The following is a 19,998-nucleotide window of genomic DNA, read 5'->3' as shown; positions in this document are numbered from 1 at the left end:
CGAACACGGGCGAGCCCTGGTACACGGATCGCCGCATGTAAGCCCACAGGCGCGGTGGACACGGGCACCATCAGGCGCCCGCCCTTTAGCACCGCGCTCGCAGGCCGATCCCAAGACGACGGGGACTCGCGAGACGCGTCTCAGACGGCGTCGTAGAGGCGGCTCTCCAGCAGCAGGGAGCCCCGCAGGCGGCTCAGCGCCTTGGCGGCGCCGAGCACGGCGAGGTCGGCCAAAGGCTCGATGATGATGACCAGCATATAGGCACCGCCGAAGGTGGAAATCGCCGCCACATTGTCCGCCGCAAAGCCCTGGCCATACAGCGCCCAGAAGGCAACCCAGGCGACAATGCCCGCCTGATAGGTCGTGGAGAGCGCGAGGGCCTGGCGGTAGCGCAAGTCCACATAAGGCGTGTTGGGGGCGATGATTTTCTGGGCCACCACCTGCAAGGCGAACAGCGGCACCAGGAGCGTCGTCACGTTCATGCCGAACTGCGGCAGGTCGAACGGAGCGAAGAAGATGCCCTGCACCAGTAGGCCGGTGGCGAGGCCGATGGCCGCCGGCGCCATGCCGAAGATCAGGAACAGGGTCGAGCCGAGGATCAGATGAACCTCCGAGACGCCGACGGGATAATGCGGGAGCACCTCGAAGAAAGAAAACACGAGGGCGCTCGCCGCCGCGCTGCGCGACACAAGGGAGAGGATGCCGCGCTCGCGGACGGCCTCATAGGCCAGCTTCACGGCATAGCCGCCGGCGCCCGCCGCAGTGACGTAGCTGAGCCAGATTTTCCCGCTATCCACGAGACCAGGTTCGATATGCATGACTGCTCCTCCGCCGTCTCACCCGACGGCCTGTGTTAGATCCAAGCGCCTGGCCGGTCTCCTGACTCGCGGGTCGCCGCATGCCTTCCGTCTTCCCGAAGCGCCTTGGGGGATCGCTTCAGTGACATCGTGGAAGGCCGCTCGCCGCTCACAGTCGCGGGGGCGGTCGGGGCTCAGGGCGTCATCGCCCCTCCCCCGTTCCCATTTCACTTCCGGCACGTACGTCATGCCGGAAGAACCATGCGCGTTCAGGAGCGGCCAACCTCCGCTTTCTGTCAAGACGTCCGCGCGGCCACGCGCACCGAACTGCGGATTCTTTGTCGCCTGAAGACAGGCGCGCGGGGATCCGGCCGGCATGCGCGGCCCATGCCTCGCCCGGAATAAGCATGCACGCCCCGCCACAAGCCTCCCGCCCCAGACCGCCCCCCCCCGCGCAAACGATTACTTGGTGAGGATCAGCTTGTTCTTGGAGGTCAGCGTCAGGGTATAGACTTGGTCGCCATGGACGATCCGCACCGTGCGCGCCGCGCGAAAGAGATCGGTGCTGTCCAGACGTCCGTCCGCCATCGCGATGGTGCGCACCGCCGTTTCGGGAGACGGCACGGGTCTCAGCTTGATGATGCCCATGGAAGGCGGCTCCTCTGCCGGAGTTCGGGCGAAGGGCGGGCGAAACGCGCCGCGCCGCCCCGGCGTGATTAGGCGGCCGGATCACCGGCGGCGGACGCGAACGACCGGCAGCTCACTTGCCGGATGGCATCGTCATGTGGTCGTGCCCGCCGCCGTCGCTGCTGCCTTGGGCGGCGATCGACTCCACCTTGAACTGAACCGACACCGTGCCCGCCTTCTCGAAGGTCAGCGTGCCGTTGACCAGGGCTCCTTGCTTCAGGGGCTGCTTCAGCCCCATGAGCATGAGGTGATAGGAACCCGGCTTCAGCGCGACGGAACCGTGCGCCGGCACGACGAGGCCGCCCGGCACCGGCCGCGTGGTCATCACCCCGTCGGTCATGGCCATCTCGTGGATTTCCACCTTCTGCGCGGCCTCGGCGGTGGCGGAGACGAGGCGGTCGGGCGTCGCGCCGTCGTTCTTCAGCACCAGATAGCCGGCACCCACGCTGGCGCCGTCCGGCGTCGCACGGGTCCAGGGGTGCTCGATCTCGATGGCGCCGGCCTTGAATTCGTGGGCCATCAGGGCCTGGGCGGAGAGGGTCAGCAGGAACATGGCGAAGGCCAGGGCGGCCAGCGCCTCTTCCAGATACATGCGGCGGCAGAGGCGCGAGAACGCGCCGGGAATGCGGATGATATTCGACATGGCTTGGCTCCACGATGCGGCCTCCTATGGGGGACCGGATGTCACGATCGCTGGATAGAACCTGCGCAAGCGCAGGCGTCAGGCGATCGCGGGTGGAGCTCTGGCAAGGCTGGGAGAATGGCGTTCAGCCGGCACGGCGGAAAGGTGCGTGCCACCGATCCGCATCGACGCCGCTTGGCGGACCGGCGGGACGAATCCCTCCGCCGCCGGGGGCGGTGCGGCGGCCGGCCCGAACATGGGACAACCCATGACGCAGCAGTCCAACCCGTCATGATGGGAGGGAGCCCCGCCCCCGCTCGGGGCGCCATCCTCGGCCGGGGAACTGGAGCAGAGAATGCCGAACGCATCCGGTCCGTGGGCCGCTGTCTGGGCCGCCTGGGCTCCCGCGGCAAGCCCCACCACAAGCATCTGAAGCACGAGCAGATAGGCCGCGGCGATGGCGGTCCAGGCTCTCCAGCTAGTGCGCGGCTTGACCAAGATCAGATGTCTCAAAGGTTCGTGCGGTGGCAGTATGACAGTGCGACGCTGACAATCGTAGACCAAATCGTGCGACAGGTCTTCGCCGGAGCGCGCGCGACGGCGATGACCACTTCGCCCCGCCGTCGCTTGCTTTGACGAAGCCTCAGAACGATACGGTCACCCGTGTATTGATCGAGCGTCCATACCCGGCAACCGGGTAGCCCCAGGCCGCCGAAGTCCCCATCATGCTGGAGACCTGGTAATTGACCAGGTTCGCGCCGCCAAGCGGCAGGTCGTATTGCGTATCGAGGATGTTATCGATGCCGAAATCGACCTTGAGCTGGCCCGCCGTATAGCTGGTCCGGTAATTCAGCAGGGCATAGGCTGAAGTCTCCAGCTCGTTGTGCACCTGGCTGACCTGCGTCTTCGCCCCCACCAGCTGAACCTCGACGCTGGAGGTCCAATTGCCGAGGGTGTGGTCCAGCGCCAGCGTCGCGTTGACCGGCATGATGTGGTAGAGATTGACCCCGTCGGTGCGTTGTCCGCGCACGAAGTTCAGGCTGCCGCGAAAGGCACCCTGGCCGTAGGTGCGATCCTCCCACAGCGCCAGCTTGCCGTCGATGTTCACGCCATAAAGCCAGGCGTCGTAATTGGCGAACTGCAGATAGACGAAGGTGTTGTCGGCGGTGAGGTTGTTCGGCAGGTTCGCGAGGCATCCCGGCAGGGCACAGCGCTGCACGTCGATATAGTCCTGCACATAGCTGTAATAGGGCGAAACCCGCACCTGCCAAACCTTCTGGGCCTGATCGTGCCAATCCGCCGTGAAGCTCACGGTGTGCGCCTTTTCCGGTACCAGATCGAGATTGCCCACATAGCCGTTGCCGTCGCCGAACCAGCCGATCATCTGCATGGCCATGCCGTTGGTGGACCACGCGTAGCGCTCGTAAAGGTTCGGCGAGCGCGTCTTGCGGGACAGGCCGAGCTCGTAAAGGCTGAAGGCGTTGGCCTCGTAGCGCAGGATGGCCGAGCCATCGATGTTGAAGTCGGTCCGCGCGTGGCTCTGGGAATTGAAGGCGGCGGCGTTCGCGCCGTACATCATCTCATTATAGCCCTGGACGTCGCCGGTGTTCATCCAGACGATATCATTGCGCAGGCCGATGATGGTGGTCCATTGTGCGTCGAGATGACGTTCCCATTCGCCGAAATAGCCGAAGCGCAGGCGCTGGCCGTTATTGATGTTCTCGAACGTATTCGGCCCCATCATCATGGAATCTGCCACCGGCGGCCACCAATCGTCGAGGTTGTTGTAATAAAGCTCGTTGCCGACACGCACGATATCGATGGCCGACGTGCCGATGGTTCCCTTCACCTTATAGCCGAGATCCGTGCTGCGGGTGTCCATGGGCATCTCGCCGGTTTTGTCCGGCTGGATGAAGCCCATGGTGTGGCGCACACGGTTGGCGAAGATCGAGGCTTCGAGCTTGCCCCAGTCGAACAGGCCCTCGTAATTGCCGTTGGCATAGATGCTCTTATTGTCGACCATGTCCATATATTGGTTCACATAGCCTTGGTACGGGATGAACTGACCGCCGATCTGAAAGGTGAACAGGCTTTGGTTGACCTGCTTGGCGATGGTCAAGGAATGGTTCTGGGTCTCATACATGGTCGACTTGATGACCGTTCCGTTGCCGGATGTGTAATCGCTCGCCCGCGCCCAGCCGCCGGTATAGGTGACGCTGGTGTCTTGGTTCGAAACGGTGCCGTTAAAGTCAGTGCCGTAGGAATTGCCGTTGCTGCGATAGAATCCGGACAGGCTGCCGGACACATTGAGCGCCTGGCCGGGGGTGAATTTCGGCGGGGCGACGGTCACGTCCGCCTTCGCGCCCGTATAGTCGCCGCCGACGCTCACCGGCGCCGTACCCGTATAGACCTTCACCGAAGAGATCATGGCCGGGTTCACATAGGACATCGGCGGGTTCATCTCGTTCGGACAGGCCGGGCTGAATATCATGTTGTTGATGGCGACCTGCACCCGGTCGGCCCCCATGCCGTTCACGACCGGCAGGCTCGACACGCCGCCCGCGCCCCAGGTCGCGCCCCCCGGAATGCGGGAGATGAGCGAACCGGAATCGCTGGTCCACAGCGTCGCATTCTGGGCTTCGGGGGCGGAAATGAAGGCGGTGTCGGCGGGCGTATAGGGGCCGAAGCCTTGTCCTCCGGCGAGGGCGGCGGGGGTCGAGGGCCGGACCATGATGGTCGGCAGATCCTGCACCGCTTGCGCCATCGCGGCGCCGAGCGCGAACGGGGTGAGGCACAGAGCTGCGAGGGAGGGCCGAACCAAGGCCGTGGTTCGGCGCAGGGCGCGGTGAAATGGGTTGATGGATTGGGGTGTCATGGCGTTTCCAAATTTCGATAGCCGCGAGCCACGGCACGGCACGCGCAGAGGCGCGCTGCCGCTCGGGAGCTCGGCGATTTGGGCAAAACAGGAGAGGACGACCGTGCGGACGCGACGGCGGCAGGTCAGCCTAGGATCGGCGGTCCTCGAGGCCGGTGCGCCACACGCACACCGGACAATGTCGGGTCTGCACCCTCGTAAAGGTGGAACTGGAATACGACTGCCAGGCGCGCGATGACGGGCGTCGCCGGCGCGGATGGAAGGATCGCAAGATCCACGCGCGACAGGCAAAGGGGGCAATGGACGAACGCCTTCGAGCGCTCGTCGCTGTCCCCCTTCGGCTTTGGCGCGGAGGGATCGTTGAGGCAGATCTGGAACGCGTCGGAGGATGGACCGAGGGAACGGCTGGCGAGGAACGCGCTCGTGAGGACGATTTGCAGCACGAGCGCATAGACGACCGTCCACGCCACAGCGCGCGCGCCACCCCACCCGTGCCTCAGGCGTTCGATCATCCCCGACTCCCCGCACCTATCCTGCGGCCTGCCGGTGCGGAAATACAGAGCCGATGGGCGGCCAAAATGTCCCATCCCGCTCAACGTCAGGTCTTGGAGCCGTGGATCCCAATCCGCGCGGCGGGCACGGCGCGCGCCGATGGCCTCAGGCGATATAAGGCAGGTGGGGCACGCTTTGAGAGGCACGGAAGGCGGCGAGACGTTCGGCGGCCTTCTGGCTGGAGGCGCGCAGATGGGCCACCAGCGCCTTCTTCGCCACAGCCCCGCTGCCGCGCCGCACCGCCCGCACGATATCCAGGTGCTCGTCCATGAACGGGTCCACCAAGGTCGGGCGCTTCAGCGCCACCTGGATGTGCTTGCCCGACACCAGAATGCAGCGCGTGCGCCGCAGTGCCTCGATGATTTCCGGATTCCCGCCATGGCTCACGCAATCGATGTGCAGATCCGCCTCAAGGACGTCCAGGTCGGAAATGTCCACCTGCGGGAAGCGCGCGATCACGTCCTTCAGACGGGCTTCGACCATGTCGAGCTGCGCCGTCGGAATCCGGCCGATGGCGCTTTCCAGCGCAACCGGCTCCAGCAGGATGCGCAACTCATAGAGATCATGGAAGCGGGCCTCGTCCAGCGGCACGATCCACCAGTGGGATTTCTCGCCCTTGGAGACGATCCCCACCTCGCGCGCATGGATGAGCAGGTCGCGCGCCACCGTGCGCCCCACGTCGAAATGGCGCGCCAAAGCCAGCTCGTTCACACGGAAGCGGCCGAATACCGAACGCAGGATGATCTCGCGCTCGAAATCATAATAGAGCGATTGCCACGCGAAGGACTTGGCGGCGGCCGGGGGCTCGGCGTGCATCTGGAGCATGGCCGAGGTGATCTTGACGCGCTGCGGGGTCTCCGTGCGCCCGACCAACAGGCCGCGCCCCTCGAACCGGCTCAACAGCCCTTCGCTTTCAAGCTCGGACAAAGCCTGCTTCACCGGCGAGCGGCTGGAGCCGAACAGGGCCGCGAGTGGCCCCTCCAGCAACACCGCGCCCTCCGGCAGGGAGCCGCCGGAGATGGAGCGGCGCAATTGCTCCGCGATCAGCGCATAGGCGGGCGTCCGGTCGACGACCGGCGCCTCCTTGCCGCCGGTCAGGTGACCGCGCCGATTTGCCATGGCACGAATTCGTTGTCGCCGAAGCCAAAATCCTCGCTCAGCGTATGGGCGCCCGAAGCGATGGCGATGATCTTCTCGAAAATCCGCTCTCCGGCCGCCTCGATGGAGTCCTCGCCGGTGACGATGCCACCGCAATTGACGTCCATGTCCTCCTGCATGTGTTCGTACATCTCGTTGTTGGTCGCGACCTTGATGCAGGGGGCAGGCTTGAAGCCCGAGACGGAGCCCCGGCCCGTGGTGAAGACGATCACGTTGCAGCCCCCCGCCACCTGGCCGGTAACGGCGACCGGATCGTAGCCGGGCGTATCCATGAACACAAAGCCCGTGCGATCGATGATCTCGGCATATTCATAGACCGCCTCAAGCGGCATGGTGCCGCCCTTGGCCACCGCGCCCAGCGACTTTTCCAGGATGGTCGTGAGGCCGCCGGCCTTGTTGCCGTGGGAGGGATTGTTGTTCAGTTCCGCCTCGTTGCGCTCGGTGTAGCGGCGCCACCATTCGATGCGGTCCACGAGCTTCTGCGCCACCGCCGGCGTCACCGCCCGGCGGGTGAGCAGGTGCTCGGCGCCATAGATTTCGGGGGTCTCGCTCAGCACCGCGGTGCCGCCGTGCTGCACCACGAGGTCTGCCGCATGGCCCAGCGCCGGATTGGCGGAAATCCCCGAATAGCCGTCCGATCCGCCGCACTGCAGGGCCACCTTAAGGCCGGAGAGCGGCACGGTGGTGCGCTTTGCGGCGTTCACGACGGGCAGCATCTCGCGGATGATGCCAGAGGCGACCTCCACGGTCTTGCGGGTGCCGCCAAGGTGCTGGATGGTCATGGTGCGCAGGAACGGACCTTCCTCAAGCCCGAACTTTTTCACGATGGGGTCGATCTGGTTGGTCTCGCAGCCGAGGCCAATCATGAGGATGCCTGCGAAATTGGGGTTCTTCGCATAGCCGCTCAGCACGCGGGTGAGATAGGCGTAGCCCTCGGTCTTGGTGTTGATGGCGCAGCCGGTGCCATGCGTAAGCGCCACCACGCCGTCAACGTTCTCGAAACCGTCGAGGCCCCCGCCCCGATTGAACCCGTCGGCAATGGCGCGCGCCACCGTCGCCGAGCAATTCACCGACGTGATGATGCCGATGTAATTGCGCGTGCCCACCTGCCCGTCGGCGCGCACATAGCCTTCGAAGGTGCGGCGCTCGCCCTCGGGCAGCAGCGGGGTGGGGCGGGCGTCCTCGGCAAAATGGTGATCGACGCCGCTCTCCTGCATGGCGAGATTCTGCAGGTGCACGTGCGTGCCGGGGGCGATGTCGGCGGATGCGATGCCGATGACCTGACCGTATTTCAGCACCGGCTCACCTGCCGCGATCGCGCGGATCGCCATCTTGTGCCCGCTCGGAATCTCGGACTGCGTGAGGATGACGCCCCCCTCCGCCTGCACCGGCGTCCCAGCGGGAATGGGAGAGCGGGCCACAGCCACATTGTCCCGCGCGTTCAGTTGGATCACCGGGGAGGCCATGGGCGTCGTCAGCATGGAATTGTCCGTTAAAATGATTATTGCGTGCATCAATCAATCATGTTAGATGTCCTCCAGTCAATAGAAAAATGATAATAAATTAGGCAGGAAAGAACGCCTATGCCCCTGAAATAACACCACAAAAATCCAGACCCCGAGCACTGCTTGGAGATGGAAGCGTTACGTATCGTCATGACGAGCCGGTATACTTATCGAACGCGATGAATTTCGCTTCCAAAGACGCGGGTCTTTGCCTTGTCCTACGAATTTGATTTCTCCTTTCTAGATGAATATTTACCAGACCTATGGCACGGCATCTGGCTGACCCTGGGAATGACCACCGCGTCCATCCTGCCGGGGTTCGCGCTCGGCACGCTCTGCGCCGTCGGCCGCCTTTATGGCCCGCCCTGGGTGCGGCGGGCGGTGGTGATCTATGTGGAAGGCATCCGCAACACGCCGCTCATCATCCAGGTGTTCTGGCTGTTCTTCGGCCTCGCCGTGCTGCAGGTGCGGATCGGCCCGTTTCCGGCGGCGGTAATCGCCCTCGTCATCAATGTCGGCGCCTATACCGCCGAGATCATGCGTGCCGGTTTCATGAGCATTCCCAAGGGCCAGATCGAGGCCGCCTCCTGCCTCGCGCTGAAGCCGAGCCAGGCCTTGTGGTCGGTGCAGCTCCCGCAGGCGGTGGAGCGCGTCTATCCCGCGCTCGTCAGCCAGTTCGTGTTGATGATGCTGGCCACCTCGATCATGTCGCAGATCTCGGCGGAAGAGCTGACTGGCGTCGCCTACATGATCCAGTCCTTCACCTTCCGCGGGTTCGAGGTCTACCTCGTCATCGCCGTCATCTACCTTGCCATGGCCTCGCTCCTGCGCCTCACGCTGCTCGGCGTGGCCCAGGTCTCCTTCCCCCGCCGCCGCCGGCTCGGCACCCCGCTGTGAGGCTCTGATGCTGGGACTAACCATCGAGCAGATCGCCTATCTCTTCCGTGGTGCGGGGTGGACCATCGTCCTCTCGCTCCTCGGCTTCGTCGGCGGCACGCTGCTCGGCCTGCCCGTCGCGCTGGCGCGTTCCGCCCACAGCAAGCTCGCCCGCGCCTTGTCCGGCGCGCTGGTGCAGCTCGTGCAGGGCATTCCGCTGCCGGTCATCATGTTCGTGGTCTATTTCGGCATCAGCATCGGCGGCTTCGACGTGCCGGCGCTGGTGGCGGCGGGCGTCGCCATGACGCTCTATGCGGGCGCCTATCTCGGCGAGATCTGGAAGGGCTGCATCCTCGCCGTGCCGAGAACTCAGTGGGAAGCGGGCGAGTGCCTCGCGCTCACCTCCACCCAGCGCTTCATATTCGTGATCCTGCCCCAGGCGCTGCGCATCGCGGTGCCGCCCACGGTGGGGTTCCTGGTGCAGATCGTGAAGAACACCTCCTATTCGGTGGTCATCAATTTCTTCGACCTGACCTATTCGGCCAAGGTGATCAACAATTCCACCTTCAAGCCGTTCACCGTGTTCACCATCGCGGCGCTGATCTATTTCGCCATCTGCTTTCCCATGTCGCTGCTGGCGAGCCGGTTCGAGCGGCGGCTGCACCGCGGCTGAGGAGACGGCATGACCCTTCAGATGAGAGCCCCCGCCCCTTCCGTCGCTTTGCATGAGAGCCCTTCCATGACCAGCCCCGCCGCACCCCTCGTGCGCTTCCGCGACGTGCGCAAGAACTTTGGCTCGCTTGCCGTGCTGAAGGGCATCGACCTCGACGTGGCGCCCGGGCAAGTGGTGGCGCTGATCGGCCGCAGCGGCTCCGGCAAGAGCACGGCGCTGCGCTGCGTCAACGGCCTGGAGAAGGTGGACGGCGGCGAGTTGACCGTCTGCGGGCGGGCGCTGCACAGCGGCACCGTCGACCTGCGCGAGTTGCGCCAGGACGTGGGCATCGTGTTCCAGAGCTACAATCTGTTTCCCCATCTGACGGTCGAGCAGAACGTGACGCTGGCGCCCCGCAAGGTGAAGCGCATCAGCAAAGCCGAGGCGCGCGACCTCGCCGTTGAGGTGCTGGCGCAGGTCGGGCTCGCGGACAAGGCGCAGAGCTATCCCGAGCAACTTTCCGGCGGCCAGCAACAGCGTGTCGCCATCGCCCGCTCGCTGGCCATGCACCCCAAGCTGATCCTGTTCGACGAGGTCACCTCGGCGCTTGACCCCGAGCTGACCGGTGAGGTGCTGAAAGTGATCGAGCGGCTCGCCAAAGGCGGCATGACCATGATGCTGGTCACCCACGAAATGGCCTTTGCCCGCTCGGTGGCCCACACCGTGGTGTTCATGCACCAGGGCAAGATCTGGGAGAGCGGCAAAGGCGAGATGCTGGCCAATCCCCAGACCGTCGAGCTGCGCCAGTTCGTCGGCAACGGGCTCTGACACCCACCCGTAACGCCATCAGAAAACAAGATTTCGGAGGAGGTTCAACCATGACCATGACACGCATTGCCGGCACTCTTGCACTCGCGGCTGCCCTGATCGCCGGCCCGCTGGCCGCCAGCGCCGAGACGCCCGCCGGCATCAAGCAGCGCGGCAAGCTGCTGGTGGCCATCGACGTCAGCCATCCGCCCTACGGCATGCTGGACGCGCAGGCCAAGGAAACCGGCTCGGACGTGGAGACCGCCAAGCTTCTGGCGCAAGACCTCGGCGTGCCGCTTGAGGTGGTGCCGGTCTCGGGCGCGAACCGCGTGCCGTCGCTGCTGGCCGGCAAGGTGGATCTGGTGATCGCCTCCTTCTCCATCACCCCGGAGCGCAAGAAGGTGGTGGATTATTCCATCCCCTACGGCGTGATCCCGGTGGTGGTCTCGGCGCCCAAGTCCATGGCCATCAAGAGCGCGGCCGACCTGGCTGGCAAGTCCATCGCCGTCGCGCGCGGCACCACCGCCGATATCGAACTGACGCGGACCATCAAGGACGCCAAGGTCGCCGCCAACATCGTGCGCTACGAGGACGAGGCCACCGCCAACACCGCGGTCGCCACCGGGCAGCAGGATATCCTAGCCGCCGCGCTTTCCACCGCCAATGCGGTCGCCGAGCAGAACCCGGGCAAGCAGCTTGAAGTGAAGATCGAGATGGCCGCCTATCCCATGGCCATCGGCCTGCGCAAGACCGATCCCGAGCTGAAGGCGGCCGTGAACGAATGGGTTGCGGCGAACCTGAAAAATGGCAAGCTGAACGATATCTACAAGAAGTATTTTGGCCAGTCCCTGCCCGAGAACCTCCCGGCCGAGTGATCCTTCTCCCGTCACCCGGCCGGTCCGGAGGGGCCCTGTCCCCTCCGGCTGCCCCCGCCTTACAGGAGCCGCCATGACCGCCGCCACCCAGCCCTATCGCGGGCTGTTTCCCGTCGCGCCCACCCCGTTCCTTGCCAATGGCGACCTCGATCTGGAGGGCCAGCGCCGCGTGCTGGACTGCATGATCGACCAGGGCGTGGACGGCATCTGCATCCTCGCCAATTATTCCGAACAATTCCTGCTGACCGACGAAGAGCGCCGCATCCTTACCGAGCTTTCGCTGACCCACGTTGCGGGGCGCGTGCCGGTGATGGTGACGTGCTCGCATTTCTCCACCCGTATCGCCGCCGAGCGCGCCGCCCATGCGCGTGCAGCGGGCGCCAGCCTCGTCATGCTCATGCCGCCCTATCATGGCGCCGGCATCCGCCTCGACGAGCAGGCCATCTTCGATCATTTCGCCCGCGTGGCGGACGCCGCCGGCATCCCGGTGATGCTCCAGGACGCACCGCTGAGCGGGGTATCGCTCTCCGTTCCGTTCATGGTGCGGCTCGCCCGCGAGCTGCCGCTGGTGCGCTATTTCAAGATCGAGGTGCCCGGCACTGCCGCCAAGCTGCGCGCGCTCATCGCCGCCGGCGGCGAGGCCATCGAGGGGCCGTTCGACGGCGAGGAAGCCATCACGCTGATGGCGGATCTCGATGCGGGGGCGACGGGCGTCATGTCGAGCGCGCTTCTGTCCGACCTGCTGCTCCCGGTACTCGCGCACCACGCGGCTGGCCGGCGTGCGGAGGCCGCCCAGGCCTACGCCCGCGTGCTGCCGCTGATCAATTACGAGAACCGCCAGTGCGGGCTCCGCGCGGCGAAGATCGCGATGATGGAGGGCGGCGTGATCTCCTCCGACGCGGTGCGCCATCCGCTGGAGCCGGTGCATCCCGCGACCCGCGAAGGATTGCTGGAAATTGCCCGGGAACTTGATCCCCTGGTGCTGCGCTGGGGTAAGTGACCCTCGGAATTCGCTTTCCATATCGATCCGGCCCAGGCTGAACTGCGGGCGAACACGCCCGGACCTCGACGAAGGATGACCGACATGACCATCACCACGGATCTGCTGATTGGCGCCGACTCTCGGCCCGGCACGCTCGGCGAGGTCCGGGCGGTGGAAGCAGCGAGCGGCGCGCCGCTCGCACCCGCTTTCGGGGGCGCGACACTGGACGACCTCGAACGCGCCTGCGCGCTCGCGGACGCCGCGTTCGACGCCTATCGCGCCGTGTCGCTGGAAGAGCGGGCTCTGTTCCTCGAAGCCATCGCGCAGAACATCCTGGATGTGGGCGATGTGCTGATCGAGCGGGCGATGCTGGAAACGGGCCTGCCCCGCCCGCGGCTGGAAGGCGAGCGTGGCCGCACGGTCGGCCAGCTTCGGCTGTTCGCTCAGGTGGTGCGCGACGGCGGCTTCCTCGACCTGCGCATCGATCCCGCCCTGCCCGAGCGCAAGCCCCTGCCCCGCCCCGACTTGCGCCTGCGCAACGTGCCGCTCGGCCCGGTCGCGGTGTTCGGCGCGAGCAATTTTCCGCTCGCCTTCTCGGTCGCCGGCGGCGACACCGCCTCCGCCCTTGCGGCCGGCTGCCCGGTGATCGTGAAGGCCCATTCCGCCCATCCCGGCACCTCCCAGCTCGTGGGCAAAGCGGTGCAGAAGGCGGTGGCGGATCGCGGCCTGCCGCAGGGCGTTTTCTCCCTGCTGTACGACAGCGGCCGCAAGGTCGGCCAAGGGCTGGTGGCGGACCACCGGGTGAAGGCGGTCGGCTTCACCGGCTCGCGCGCCGGCGGCACCGCCTTCATGAAGATCGCGGCAGAGCGCGCCGAGCCCATCCCGGTCTATGCGGAGATGAGCAGCATCAATCCCGTCATCCTGTTTCCGGCGGCGCTCGCCGCGCGCGGCGCGCAGATCGGCACGGCATTTGCTGCGGCCCTGAGCCTGGGCGCCGGGCAGTTCTGCACCAATCCCGGACTGGTTCTGGCGCTTGAAGGGCCAGGGCTCGAAGACTTCCTCGCCGCTGCCGCGACCGCAATCACCGGCCAGCCTTCCGCCACCATGCTCACGCCTGGCATCCTCGCCGCCTACAATTCCGGCGTGGAAATCCTGGCCTGCCACAGCGCGGTGAAAGAGGTGGCACGCGGACAGGCCGACGGCGCGCTGAAGGGTCGGGCCGCCTTGTTCACCACCACCGCGGCGGACTTCCTCGCCCATCACGACCTTCAGGCGGAAGTCTTCGGCGCCGCCTCTCTCGTGGTGCGCTGCGCGACGGTCGAGGACCTGACCCGCGTGCTGGAGAGCCTGGAAGGCCAGCTCACGGCCGCCCTGCACATCGACGAGGCGGATTATCCCACCGCGCGGCAGTTCGTGCCCATGCTGGAGCGCAAGGTGGGGCGCATCCTCGTGAACGGCTTCGGCACCGGCGTCGAGGTATGCCATGCCATGGTCCACGGCGGCCCGTTCCCGGCCACCGCCGACGGGCGGTCCACCTCGGTCGGAACGCTCGCCATCGCCCGCTTCCTGCGTCCGGTCAGCTACCAGGACCTGCCCGACGCGCTGCTGCCGCCGGAACTGAAGGGCGCGGGCGCTGCAGGCCTGCCGAAGCGGCTGGATGGAAAGCTCCAGGCATGAGCGCACGCAGCATCACGCAGATCACGGGCCACACGCGGGTGCTCGGCATTCTTGCCGACCCCATCGCCCATGTGAAGGCGCCGCCCGGCATCAATGCGATCTGCGAGCGGCGCGGCCGCGATGCGGTGATGGTGCCATTCCAGGTGGCGCCCGAGCGCCTCGCCGCCTTCGCGGACAGCCTGCGCACGCTCAAGAGCTTCGACGGCGCCATCATCACGGTGCCCCACAAGGCGGCGATGGTGGCCCATTGCGACGAGGTGAGCGCGCGGGCACAGGCCATGGGCGCGGTGAACGTCATCCGCCGCACTTCAGACAACCGCCTCCAGGGCGACATGCTGGACGGGGCGGGCTTCGTCGCCGGTGTTCTCGGCGCGGGCGTGGCGTTGAAAGGCCGGCGGATCTATCTCGCCGGCGCGGGCGGCGCGGCGAGCGCCATCGGCTTCGCTCTGGCGGCAGAGGGCGTCTCCCATCTGACCATCGCTAACCGCACCCGCGCCAAGGCACAGGATCTGTGCGATCGGATCGCCGCCGTGCATCCCGGCGTGTCGATCACCCCGGGCAGCGAAGATCCGTCCGGCCACGACATCGTCGTGAACGGCACCTCGCTCGGCATGAAGCCGGATGATCCGCTTCCACTCGACGCCGCGCGCCTGTCCGCGTCCATGGTGGTCGCGGAGATCATCATGCAACCGGAGATCACGCCGCTACTGGCGCGTGCGCGCGAAGCCGGCTGCCGCATCCATTTGGGCCGGCCCATGCTGGAGCACCAGCTCGAACTGATGGCCGACTTCTTCGGCATCTAGGCCCCTCGCGCCCGCCGCCGGCCATCTCGCTGCCGGCAGGATCGGGGCGCGGCCGCGGCCCATCAACAAGCCGACGTCGCAAGTGCCGGGAGCGGGACCCAAGGGTCCCGCCAAACGCACGTTTCAGGATTTGAAGCCATAGAGGCGGTGTGCGTTTTCCGTGAGGATGCGATTGCGCGTGGCTTCGTCGGGAACCCAGTCGGCAAGCAGGTCGAGCAGGTCGCCGACATTGGGCATGGGCGTCCATGTTGAGACATGCGGCCAGTCCGAACCCCAGACGCATCGCTCGGGCGCCACCTCGACCAGCGCGCGCGCCAGCGGGATCGTGTCCCGAAAGGGCGCCCCCTCGACGGAAAGGCGGTAGGCGCCGGAAAGCTTGACCCAAGCACCCTCCGCCACCAGCCTCAGGAGCTCCTGGAACCCAGGGTGCTCCATGCCTTCCGATGCCGGAAAATGGCCCATGTGGTCCACCACCGCCGGCGCGCGCAGCTTGCGGATGCGTGGCCCGAGTTCGCCCAAGTCCCGCGCATCCAGGAGGAACTGGAGATGCCAGCCCATCTCGGCGCACAAGTCCCCGTAGCGCTCCATGAGGTCGAGACTGACGCCGCCGCCGAACAGCGCGTTGATGCGCAACCCCGCGACTCCCGCCGCCTTCAGCTCCGCATAAACGGCGTCCGGCAGGCCGAGGTCCGCCACGGCCACGCCCCGCAGGCGGGCCGGGTTGGCCCGCAACGTCTCCAGCATCAGCCGGTTGTCGGTGCCGTGGACGCTGACCTGGACCAGCACGCCATAGGTCATGCCGGTGGCGTCCAGCATGCCGAGATAATCGGCGGCCGTGGCGACCGGAGCGGTGTAGCTCCGGTTCGGCATCAAGGGATAGTCCGGTGGCGCACCGATGACATGGGCGTGCGTGTCCACCGCCCCCGCCGGCACCTTGAAGCGGCTCGCTCCTCGCGGATGGGGATCCGGCCCAAGACAGGCCGGCGGCTCTCCCTTTTGGATTATGGGATCACTCATCGGGATGCAGCACCTTTCCACGGGTCTCTGGCAGAGCCAGCGCCCCCAGAAGCAGCAGTCCGTAAGCGAACACAGCGAAGATCGCAATGGCACTGGAAAGCGCCATCTTGGACGAGAGAAAACCCACCAATGCCGGGAACAGAGCCCCGATGCCGCGCCCGAAATTGTACGCGAATCCCTGGCCGGACCCCCGCAGACGGGTCGGGAAAAGCTCGGTGAGGAAGGCGCCGAGGCCGGAGAAATAGCCCGAGGCGCAGATGCCAAGCGGAAAGCCCAGATACAGCATGACCTGATTGGACAGGGGCAACTGCGTATAGGCGACCACGAGAATGGAGGCGAGGATCGAGAACAGGATGAACAGGCGGCGCCGGCCGATGCGATCCGCGAGATAGGCGCCCCAGACATAGCCGATGAAGCTGCCGACGATGAGCAGCGCCAGATAGCCGGTGGAGCCGACAACCGTCAGCCCGCGCTCCACGCGCAAATAAGTGGGCAGCCAGGTGGTCACGGCGTAGTAGCCGCCCTGCGCGCCCGTGCAGAGCAGGGCCGTCAGCAGCGTGATCTTCAGGACGCCGGGAGAGAAGATCTCCCACAAGGAGGGGCGATCCCTGGTCTTGCCTTCCAGCTGGCGGGTGACTGCAGATACCTCCGGCTCTTCCACATAGCGGCGCAGGAAGAAGATCAGCAAAGCGGGAATCGCGCCGAGCCCGAACATCCAGCGCCACGCCACCTCGGGCGGCAGCAAGGTGTAGCAGACCGCCTGCAGCAGCACCGCCGCGCCCCAGCCCACGGCCCAACCCGACTGGACCGTTCCCACCGCACGGCCGCGATACTGCGCCCGAATGGTCTCCCCGATCAGCACGGCACCAGCGGCCCATTCGCCGCCGAAACCAAGGCCCAGCAGGGCGCGGATGATCATCAGCTGCTCAAAATTCTGGGCGAAGGCGCACAGCAGGGTGAAGACTGAGAACCACAGGATGGTGATCTGAAGGGTCCGCACCCGCCCGATGCGGTCGGAGAGGAAGCCCGCAAGCCAGCCGCCGAGCGCGGAGACGATGAGGGTGCCGGTGACAGCGAGGCCCGCCATGCCGCGATCCACCTGCCACATCGCGATGATCGTTCCGATCACCAGCGGGTAGATCATGAAATCCATCGCATCAAGGGCCCAGCCCATGAAGCAGGCCCAGAATGTGCGCCGCTCCGGCGCAGTCATGTTTCGGAAAAATCCGCTCAGGCTCAGATCTTCTGCTGGCACAGACCCGTCAGTCGCAGGCGTAATACTCATTTTAGTCTCCCTCAGACGCATCTGGATCGCCTTCGGCGAATCTCAGGATTGCGCACCCCTATTTTTATTTTGGTTCGAATGAAGCGCCCTTCGGAGGAACTGGCGCAGCATCGCGATGGGACGACACCGTAGGAGACGCAAAATTTCGCGTCAATTAGATTGTCAATAATCTCGGCGATAAATATCTTGACGGTCGGGGTGCCTTGACGTTGGTGTATGAGAGAGAGCTGAGAGCGTTCCAGCGACAGGAGCTTTGGGTTGATGAGAACCGTTCGCGCTGCGCCCGCCGGCCTTGCCGGCAATGATGGCCGCACCGCAGGAAGGCCGGAGCCGGCCACCCTCGAGGCGATGGTCGCCGCATTGGAGGAAGATATCGTTCTGGGCCGCCTGCACCCCCGTGAGCGCCTGATCGAAGAGGATCTGATCACGCGCTTCGGGGCGACGCGGCATCTCGCCAGGCAGGCGCTGATCGAACTCGATCGGATGGGCCTGATCGAGCGTATCCCGAACCGCGGCGCCCAGGTGCGCAGCTACACCGTCGACGAGGTCGAACAACTCTACGTTTTGCGCGGGTTGCTGGAGGCCGAGGCGGCGCGCTTGATCGCGCTTCCCATGCCTGCGGACGACCTCGCGGAACTGAAGGACCTCCAGGCGGCTCATGACATGGCGATCGCCGCCGGCGATGTCGCCGCCATCTTCCGCGCCAATCTCGCCTTCCACCGCAAGCTGTTCAGCTGCTGCCGCAATGTCTTCCTCTCGGAAGCCATCACGGCCGCAGCCCAGCGCGCCCACGGCATCCGTTTCCTGGTGCTCACCGCCCCGCATGAACGCGAAGCCGCGCGCCAGGAACACCATGCCATGATCGCGGCGATCGAAGCGCTGGACAGCGATCTCCTGGTGGACCTGTGCCGCAACCACCTCCCCGCCTCCAAAGCGGCGTATCTGCGCGCATTCGGCCAGGTTCCCCGCGACTCCCTCTAGATTCGAGCTTGATCGAGATGAGCGAAGACCATTCCCCCGCCGGCCTGGCCCGCGGGCTCACAAATTACGGCGATCGGGATTTCGCCCGCTACCTCAGGCTCTCCATGGCGAGGTCGATGGGCTATTCCGAGGCGTTGCTGAATAAGCCCGTGGTGGGCATCGCCTCGACTTACAGTGAGTTCAACAATTGCCACCGCAACGTGCCTGAACTGGTGGCGGCGGTGAAGCGCGGCGTCCTCGCGGCCGGCGGCCTGCCCCTGGAATTCCCCACCATCTCGCTGGGCGAGGTGTTCCTCAATCCCACCAGCCTGTTCTTCCGCAACCTCATGTCGATGGACACCGAGGAGATGATCCGTGGCCAGCCCATGGATGCCGTGGTGCTGGTGGGAGGCTGCGACAAGACCGTGCCGGCGCAGCTGATGGGCGCGGTCTCGGCGGGCCTGCCGACGGTGCAATTGGTGACCGGCCCCATGATGACCGGCCGGTGGCGCGGTGAGCGGCTCGGTGCCTGCACGGACTGCCGGCGGTTCTGGGCGAAGTACCGCTCCGGCGAAATCGATAACGCGACCATCGGGGAGGTGGAAGGCAATCTCGCCACCACCACCGGCACCTGCGCGGTGATGGGCACCGCCAGCACGATGGCTTCGATCGCCGAGGCCCTGGGCATCATGCTGCCGGGCACCGCCGCAATTCCCGCGGTGCATGCGGACCGCCTCCGCGCCGCCGAGGCGTCTGGCGCCGCCGCGCTGGCCCTGGCGCGGGCCGGCATCACCATCCGCGATATCATCACCGAGAAGTCGATCGAGAATGCGATCCGGGTGCTGCTCGCCATCGGCGGGTCCACCAACGGCATCGTCCACCTCACGGCCATCGCCGGGCGCGCCGGCGTGGACATCGACCTCAAGCGCCTCAACGAACTCTCCGACACCACCCCGGTCCTGGTGGATCTGAAGCCCACCGGCCCGTATTACATGGAGGATCTGCATGCTGCCGGAGGCATCGGCGCGGTATTGCGCGAACTGAAGCCGCTCCTGCACCTCGATTGCATGACTGTGGCGGGCGAGACCCTCGGCGAACGCCTTGCTCCCGCGCCCGCGTTTGTCGACCGCACCGTGGTCAAGCCCCTGGATGCGCCGCTCCAGCCCCAGGGCGGGCTGGTGGCGCTATTCGGAAGCCTCGCCCCGCGCGGCGCGATCCTCAAGCGCGCCGCCGCCGATCCGGCGCTGTTCGAACGGGAGGGACGCGCGGTGGTGTTCACCTCGCTGGAGGATCTCGCCGCACGGATCGACGACCCGGACCTCGACGTCGCACCCGACGATTTCCTGGTGCTGCAGAATGCCGGGCCGCGCAGCGCATCGGGCATGCCCGAATCCGGTTATCTTCCGATCCCGCAAAAGCTCGCACGGCAGGGGGTCAAGGACATGGTGCGCATTTCGGATGCGCGCATGAGCGGCACCGCCTACGGCACCATCGTGCTGCATGTGGCCCCGGACGCTGCGTCAGGCGGCCCGCTCGGCCTGGTGCGCAACGGCGACCGCATCCGCCTATCGGTCAAAGCCGGCACCATCGACCTGCTGGTGGGCGAGGATGAACTGGCGCACCGCAGGCGCGATCAGCCACCCGCACGCCTCGCGCCCCAGCGTGGCTATGCGCGGCTTTACTACCGCGAGGTGCTCCAGGCCGACCAGGGCTGCGACTTCGACTTTCTGCGTCCGGTCCCCGTGGGGGATTAGCACGGTGTCCGCTATAGCACTGCGCGGCCGAACCTCGTAGAGTCACCGCTCCAGGCGTCCGTTTTCGCCCTGGGCCATGCAACGGCATCGGCCCGGGCAGGATGCCGATCCCCC

General features: G+C 66.0%; 18 protein-coding genes and 1 riboswitch. Of the genes, 9 read left to right on the top strand and 9 right to left on the bottom strand.

Annotated features, from left to right (window positions below; genetic code table 11):
• Positions 1-140: 140 nt before the first annotated feature.
• From V5F68_RS04955 to V5F68_RS04925, 7 genes are all read right to left on the bottom strand, one after another.
• Complete coding sequence (locus tag V5F68_RS04955; RefSeq protein ID WP_394013532.1) at positions 141-818, bottom strand: energy-coupling factor ABC transporter permease; 678 nt, start codon at positions 816-818, stop codon at positions 141-143.
• A 34-nt stretch (positions 819-852) separates the two neighbouring features.
• Positions 853-1,076: riboswitch (cobalamin riboswitch) on the bottom strand.
• A gap of 183 nt (positions 1,077-1,259) precedes the next feature.
• Positions 1,260-1,445, bottom strand: coding sequence for a hemin uptake protein HemP (locus V5F68_RS04950; RefSeq protein ID WP_394013531.1), 186 nt, complete (start codon positions 1,443-1,445; stop codon positions 1,260-1,262).
• A 112-nt stretch (positions 1,446-1,557) separates the two neighbouring features.
• Entirely contained in the window at positions 1,558-2,127 is a 570-nt protein-coding gene (locus V5F68_RS04945; RefSeq protein ID WP_394013530.1) for a copper chaperone PCu(A)C, read from the bottom strand.
• Between the two features lie 622 nt (positions 2,128-2,749).
• Complete coding sequence (locus V5F68_RS04940) at positions 2,750-4,981, bottom strand: TonB-dependent receptor (RefSeq protein ID WP_394013529.1); 2,232 nt, start codon at positions 4,979-4,981, stop codon at positions 2,750-2,752.
• Between the two features lie 125 nt (positions 4,982-5,106).
• Positions 5,107-5,493 (bottom strand): DUF2946 domain-containing protein, encoded by a 387-nt coding sequence (locus tag V5F68_RS04935; protein ID WP_394013528.1) that lies wholly within the window; start codon positions 5,491-5,493, stop codon positions 5,107-5,109.
• 145 nt (positions 5,494-5,638) lie between these two features.
• Positions 5,639-6,652 carry a GntR family transcriptional regulator gene (locus V5F68_RS04930; protein ID WP_394013527.1) on the bottom strand — a complete coding sequence of 338 codons (1,014 nt, stop codon included), beginning with the start codon at positions 6,650-6,652 and terminating at the stop codon, positions 5,639-5,641.
• A complete protein-coding gene (locus V5F68_RS04925; RefSeq protein ID WP_394013526.1) occupies positions 6,628-8,172 on the bottom strand; it encodes a D-arabinonate dehydratase in 1,545 nt (514 codons plus the stop codon). The genes V5F68_RS04930 and V5F68_RS04925 overlap by 25 nt, the downstream gene beginning before the upstream one ends.
• 237 nt (positions 8,173-8,409) lie before the next feature.
• Here V5F68_RS04925 and V5F68_RS04920 point away from each other — a divergent pair, with 237 nt between their 5' ends.
• The 7 genes from V5F68_RS04920 (at position 8,410) to V5F68_RS04890 (ending at position 14,868) form a co-directional block, all read left to right on the top strand.
• Positions 8,410-9,093 carry an amino acid ABC transporter permease gene (locus V5F68_RS04920; RefSeq protein ID WP_394013525.1) on the top strand — a complete coding sequence of 228 codons (684 nt, stop codon included), beginning with the start codon at positions 8,410-8,412 and terminating at the stop codon, positions 9,091-9,093.
• Positions 9,094-9,100: 7 nt separating this feature from the next.
• Entirely contained in the window at positions 9,101-9,745 is a 645-nt protein-coding gene (locus tag V5F68_RS04915) for an amino acid ABC transporter permease (RefSeq protein WP_394013524.1), read from the top strand.
• A 66-nt stretch (positions 9,746-9,811) separates the two neighbouring features.
• Positions 9,812-10,552, top strand: coding sequence for an amino acid ABC transporter ATP-binding protein (locus tag V5F68_RS04910; protein ID WP_348846889.1), 741 nt, complete (start codon positions 9,812-9,814; stop codon positions 10,550-10,552).
• 50 nt (positions 10,553-10,602) lie between these two features.
• Positions 10,603-11,406, top strand: a complete 804-nt coding sequence (locus V5F68_RS04905) for a transporter substrate-binding domain-containing protein (protein ID WP_348846890.1) — start codon at positions 10,603-10,605, stop codon at positions 11,404-11,406.
• A gap of 73 nt (positions 11,407-11,479) precedes the next feature.
• Complete coding sequence (locus V5F68_RS04900) at positions 11,480-12,406, top strand: dihydrodipicolinate synthase family protein (RefSeq protein WP_394013523.1); 927 nt, start codon at positions 11,480-11,482, stop codon at positions 12,404-12,406.
• Positions 12,407-12,490: 84 nt separating this feature from the next.
• Positions 12,491-14,065 (top strand): aldehyde dehydrogenase (NADP(+)), encoded by a 1,575-nt coding sequence (locus V5F68_RS04895; RefSeq protein ID WP_394013522.1) that lies wholly within the window; start codon positions 12,491-12,493, stop codon positions 14,063-14,065.
• Entirely contained in the window at positions 14,062-14,868 is an 807-nt protein-coding gene (locus tag V5F68_RS04890) for a shikimate dehydrogenase family protein (protein WP_394013521.1), read from the top strand. Before V5F68_RS04895 ends, V5F68_RS04890 begins: the two co-directional genes overlap by 4 nt.
• A gap of 123 nt (positions 14,869-14,991) precedes the next feature.
• Here V5F68_RS04890 and V5F68_RS04885 read toward each other — a convergent pair whose 3' ends face one another.
• Both V5F68_RS04885 and V5F68_RS04880 read right to left on the bottom strand, forming a co-directional pair.
• Positions 14,992-15,885 (bottom strand): amidohydrolase family protein, encoded by an 894-nt coding sequence (locus tag V5F68_RS04885; protein ID WP_394013520.1) that lies wholly within the window; start codon positions 15,883-15,885, stop codon positions 14,992-14,994.
• Entirely contained in the window at positions 15,878-17,170 is a 1,293-nt protein-coding gene (locus V5F68_RS04880; protein ID WP_394013519.1) for an MFS transporter, read from the bottom strand. Before V5F68_RS04880 ends, V5F68_RS04885 begins: the two co-directional genes overlap by 8 nt.
• 261 nt (positions 17,171-17,431) lie before the next feature.
• Between V5F68_RS04880 and V5F68_RS04875 the strand changes: the two genes are divergently transcribed.
• Both V5F68_RS04875 and V5F68_RS04870 read left to right on the top strand, forming a co-directional pair.
• A complete protein-coding gene (locus V5F68_RS04875) occupies positions 17,432-18,151 on the top strand; it encodes a GntR family transcriptional regulator (protein WP_394013518.1) in 720 nt (239 codons plus the stop codon).
• A gap of 17 nt (positions 18,152-18,168) precedes the next feature.
• The gene (locus V5F68_RS04870; protein ID WP_394013984.1) at positions 18,169-19,884 is read left to right on the top strand and encodes a dihydroxy-acid dehydratase; all 1,716 of its coding nucleotides are present in this window, start codon (positions 18,169-18,171) and stop codon (positions 19,882-19,884) included.
• The last annotated feature ends 114 nt before the right edge of the window (positions 19,885-19,998 follow it).

It is taken from the genome of Roseixanthobacter pseudopolyaromaticivorans (genome assembly GCF_043195145.2).
Lineage (GTDB): Bacteria > Pseudomonadota > Alphaproteobacteria > Rhizobiales > Xanthobacteraceae > NCEH01.
Note: the sequence above shows the minus strand (reverse complement) of the source record. Positions and strands in the feature narration are given on the sequence as shown.

Bases quoted from the DNA above. Each gene is read 5' to 3' on its own strand.
- V5F68_RS04955 (WP_394013532.1), bottom strand. From the start codon at position 818: ATGCATATCGAACCTGGTCTCGTGGATAGCGGGAAAATCTGGCTCAGC.
- V5F68_RS04950 (WP_394013531.1), bottom strand. From the start codon at position 1,445: ATGGGCATCATCAAGCTGAGACCCGTGCCGTCTCCCGAAACGGCGGTG.
- V5F68_RS04945 (WP_394013530.1), bottom strand. From the start codon at position 2,127: ATGTCGAATATCATCCGCATTCCCGGCGCGTTCTCGCGCCTCTGCCGC.
- V5F68_RS04940 (WP_394013529.1), bottom strand. From the start codon at position 4,981: ATGACACCCCAATCCATCAACCCATTTCACCGCGCCCTGCGCCGAACC.
- V5F68_RS04935 (WP_394013528.1), bottom strand. From the start codon at position 5,493: ATGATCGAACGCCTGAGGCACGGGTGGGGTGGCGCGCGCGCTGTGGCG.
- V5F68_RS04930 (WP_394013527.1), bottom strand. From the start codon at position 6,652: ATGGCAAATCGGCGCGGTCACCTGACCGGCGGCAAGGAGGCGCCGGTC.
- V5F68_RS04925 (WP_394013526.1), bottom strand. From the start codon at position 8,172: ATGCTGACGACGCCCATGGCCTCCCCGGTGATCCAACTGAACGCGCGG.
- V5F68_RS04915 (WP_394013524.1), top strand. From the start codon at position 9,101: ATGCTGGGACTAACCATCGAGCAGATCGCCTATCTCTTCCGTGGTGCG.
- V5F68_RS04910 (WP_348846889.1), top strand. From the start codon at position 9,812: ATGACCAGCCCCGCCGCACCCCTCGTGCGCTTCCGCGACGTGCGCAAG.
- V5F68_RS04905 (WP_348846890.1), top strand. From the start codon at position 10,603: ATGACCATGACACGCATTGCCGGCACTCTTGCACTCGCGGCTGCCCTG.
- V5F68_RS04900 (WP_394013523.1), top strand. From the start codon at position 11,480: ATGACCGCCGCCACCCAGCCCTATCGCGGGCTGTTTCCCGTCGCGCCC.
- V5F68_RS04895 (WP_394013522.1), top strand. From the start codon at position 12,491: ATGACCATCACCACGGATCTGCTGATTGGCGCCGACTCTCGGCCCGGC.
- V5F68_RS04890 (WP_394013521.1), top strand. From the start codon at position 14,062: ATGAGCGCACGCAGCATCACGCAGATCACGGGCCACACGCGGGTGCTC.
- V5F68_RS04885 (WP_394013520.1), bottom strand. From the start codon at position 15,885: ATGAGTGATCCCATAATCCAAAAGGGAGAGCCGCCGGCCTGTCTTGGG.
- V5F68_RS04880 (WP_394013519.1), bottom strand. From the start codon at position 17,170: ATGAGTATTACGCCTGCGACTGACGGGTCTGTGCCAGCAGAAGATCTG.
- V5F68_RS04875 (WP_394013518.1), top strand. From the start codon at position 17,432: ATGAGAACCGTTCGCGCTGCGCCCGCCGGCCTTGCCGGCAATGATGGC.
- V5F68_RS04870 (WP_394013984.1), top strand. From the start codon at position 18,169: ATGAGCGAAGACCATTCCCCCGCCGGCCTGGCCCGCGGGCTCACAAAT.